Source organism: Streptomyces sp. YS-3 (assembly GCF_045257485.1).
Taxonomy (GTDB): Bacteria; Actinomycetota; Actinomycetes; order Streptomycetales; family Streptomycetaceae; genus Streptomyces.
This window is the reverse complement of the sequence record NZ_JBJHPC010000695.1, coordinates 1-3,401: the sequence shown is the minus strand read 5'-3', so window position 1 is coordinate 3,401 and position 3,401 is coordinate 1. Positions and strand designations below refer to the sequence as shown.

The 3,401-nt window shown below is 74.1% G+C and carries 3 protein-coding genes; all 3 read right to left on the bottom strand.

Going from position 1 to position 3,401, the window contains the following annotated elements:
* Positions 1-16 precede the first annotated feature (16 nt).
* Complete coding sequence (locus ACJA3G_RS33410) at positions 17-862, bottom strand: hypothetical protein (RefSeq protein WP_406556786.1); 846 nt, start codon at positions 860-862, stop codon at positions 17-19.
* Positions 863-1,081: 219 nt separating this feature from the next.
* Positions 1,082-2,605 (bottom strand): hypothetical protein, encoded by a 1,524-nt coding sequence (locus ACJA3G_RS33405; RefSeq protein WP_406556785.1) that lies wholly within the window; start codon positions 2,603-2,605, stop codon positions 1,082-1,084.
* Between the two features lie 10 nt (positions 2,606-2,615).
* Positions 2,616-3,266: a GntR family transcriptional regulator gene (locus ACJA3G_RS33400; protein WP_406556784.1), complete on the bottom strand. Its 651-nt coding sequence runs from the start codon at positions 3,264-3,266 to the stop codon at positions 2,616-2,618.
* Between the last annotated feature and the right edge of the window lie 135 nt (positions 3,267-3,401).

The following is a 3,401-nucleotide window of genomic DNA, read 5'->3' as shown; positions in this document are numbered from 1 at the left end:
GGCGGAGGGGCGCCGGTCAGGCGTGGAAGGGGAGCCCGGCGTCGGCGGCCAGGTCGAGGTCGTCGCCGTCCGGGGGCGGCAGCAGGGTCGCGCTGCCGTCGCTGACCGCGACGACACCGAGCTCCAGGAGCTCGGCGAGGGCGGCGCTGCCGGCCATGTCGCGGACCTGGAGCTGGTAGCGGGCGGTGGTGCGGTACGCGCCGCCCGCGTCGTCGCCGGTCCGCTGGAGGAAGCCGGACTCAGTGAGGAACGCGACGGCCTTGGCCACGATGCCGGTGGTGGAGCCGGCGAGACGGCGGGCGTCCTTGGTGGCGCCGGTCGAGCTGCGCCGGGCGTAGATGCGCCACGCGGCCTCCAGGCCCGGGGCGCCGGTCTCGGGGTCGGTGTTCTCGCCCTGCTCGGCGGCCTTCTCCTCCAGCCGGCGGCAGGCCTGGCGGACGAACGCGTCGACGCCGTTGACGGTGATCCGCCCGATGTAGCCGTCGTCGGCCAGGTCCTCGGGGCGGGGGAAGGCCATCGCGGCCACGGCGAGGTGCGCTAGGCCGTGCAGGAAGCGGTCGGCGGAGTCGGTGGCGGCGCGGCGGGCGTAGTCGCCCATGCGGACGGCGAAGACGGAGTCCTCGGCGGCGGTCACGGCCATGCCGGCGCGGGGGGAGACCTCCAGGACGACGAGGCCGAGCCCGGCGGCGACGGCGTCCGCCAGCCGCGCGAACGCGGGGTCCTCGCGGTGGCGGCGGAGCAGTTCCGCGTACTCCGCGTCGCGGGCGGGGAGCAGTTTGGGCTGGAGGCCGAAGGCGACGAGGCGGGCGGCGTCGGCGGCGTCGCCCGGGGTGATCCGGCGCTCGCCCCCGTCCCGGGGCACCTCGACGAGACCGTCGCCGGCCTCGGGCTCGCGCTCGGGGGGTTGCTCGGTCACGGTCTTTCTCCTTGGGGGTTCTTTGTGGTCATCCTGTGCGGGTGGGGGCGCCTGCGGCGGGCGTTTCCCCTGCCCCGCCCCTTCCCGAAAGCCCTCTGGCGGGCGGCCGGGGGCTTCGCCCCGGGGCCCGGTGTTCGTCCGCGGGCCATCTGTGGCCGGTCGGCATCACGCCGCCTCCCGGTCCGCCGCCATCCCCGCCGCGTCCAGCCGCGCCGTTCCCACGATCAGATCCGCCCCGCCGAACTCCGGGTCGTCCAGCTGCGTCCCGTCGTCCACGGCGAACAGCAGGCGCTCCTCGCCCTGGCGGTACGCCGTGCCGACCGGCGGGCTCGCCGCGTGGACCGCCAGCAGCGCGACCAGGTACGGCAGGTCGGGGTCGAGGCCGCGGGCCTCGGCGAGGAGGCCGGAGAGGCGGCGCGGCGCGTCGTGCTCCAGGTCGAGCAACTCCATCGCCGCGGCGAGCTGCTCCTCACTGAAGCGGCTGTCGTCCGGCGTGGCGATCAGATCGGGCTCGGGCATCTCCGCGCCGAGGTGCTCCCGCTCCATCGGCGGCGTCAGCAGTATGCCGACGAGGTCGGCCACCCGCACGGAGACCGGCGTCCGCAGCCCCGTCCCGCGCGCGAAGAACGCGTCCGTCACCCGCGACGCGTCCTCCACGGGCAGCGGCAGCAGGGGCGCGACCAGCTGCCCGTACAGGTCGAGGCCGGTCCGGGCGGCCGGGCGCGCGAAGGCCTGGCGGTCCTGCTCGGCCCGGAACAGCGGCCCGGCCTCCAGCAGACGCGACTGCAGCTGGGTGTGGCGCCGGATGCAGTCCTTGACGATGTCGACGAGCTCGGCGGCCCGCCGCTTGTTCTCGGGCTCCTCCGCCTCGTCCCGCGCCTTGCGGATGTTGGTGAGGATCGCGTTCTCGTGCCGGTAGCGGTCGGCGACGTGGTCGAGCGCCTCCGCGATCATGTCCGGGACCGCGTTCAGCCAGTCGACCGCGCGGACGTTGCGCCGGGTCGCCTCCAGGGTGCGGCGCAGCGTCTCCGCATACTGCACGGTGCGGTAGCGGGCCTGCTCCGCGGCGAGCTGGGCGTCGGCGAGGCGGCCCCGGCTGATCAGCACCTCCAGCTTCACCTCGGCGGCGATCTGGGCGCTGGTGACATCCGTGTCCAGCGCGCCCACCAGCACGTTCACGGCCTCGTCGGTGGTGCGGAGGTAGACGCTGCCCCCGTACCCGGGGACTTCCTCGATCAGCTTGAAGTCGTAGTCCCGACGGACATAGACGCCGTCCGGGCTGAACGTGCCGTACACCGCGCGGAAGCCGCGGTCCACGCTGCCGACGTTGATCAGGTTCTCCAGGACCCAGCGGGCCACCCGCTCGTGCTCCGCGGCCGGGCGGCCCGGCGCCTGCGCGGCGACGCGCGGGACGAGCCTGGCCACGATCTGCTCGTGGTCGGCGCCCGTGTCGAAGTCCATGTTCAGCGTGACGAGGTCGATAGAGGCGAGGGCGACCTCCGCCATCGCGTAGACCGAGTACTCCCCCGCGAGGTTCGCCTTGCGCACGTCCAGGTCGTGCAGCGGGGCGGTGCAGGCGAGCGCGCGCAGCCGACGCGCCAGCCCCTCGTCGGCGGCCGGGCCCGCCGCGGGGCGCGGCCCCGCGCTGAGCTGGGGCGGAACGGGTTCCGTCGAGGCAGGCGAAGTCACGCTGCACAGATTAGGTCCTCGCACTGACAACGGTCGAAACGGCGCAGATACGWCCGCCCGCCCGGAGCGCTTCCAGAATCTCCCGGTTCCGTATGAGATAGGGCTGATGGAGCAGTTTCGGATCGTCCACCACATGGAAGGCGAGCCGCAGTTCGGCCAGGACCCCCCGCATCAGCTCGTCCGTGCGCGCGCTGCCCGCGAGGGCCACCAGTTCCCGGTGGAAGTGGATGTTGGCGGTGGACACGCCCTGCCAGTCGTGGCGGCGGGCCGCCCGCTCCCCGCCCGCCACGGCCGCCTCCAGCGGCTCCAGCGCGTACGGGGGCGCTCCGAGGCCCTGGACGACGGCGCACTCCACCAGGCGCCGGGTGCGGTAGATGTCCTCGACGTCCTCGACCGCCAGGATCCGTACGAACACCCCGCGGTTGAGCTCGTGGACCAGCAGCCGCTCATGGGTCAGCAGCCGGAACGCCTCGCGCAGTGTGTTGCGCGAGACCCCGAGCGCCTTGCCGATGGCGTCCTCCGCGAGGCGTTCGCCCGGGGGGAAGTAGCCCTCCGCGATCCGGCCGCGCAGGATGTCCGCGACCCGTTCGGCGGTACTGGTGCGGCCGAGCAGCGGGCGGTCGTCCGCCAGCCCTTCGGCCCCGGACCCGGTGGTCCCCACGGCAACCTCACTCCCCCGCCGGGCTTCCGGCGACGCACTGCCCGCCATCGTAGAAGCGCCATCGTAGAAGAACGCGGCGACACGACCCTTGTCGGATTGTTCAACGATCCTCTAGCTTGGGCGTCACCCCGGAGC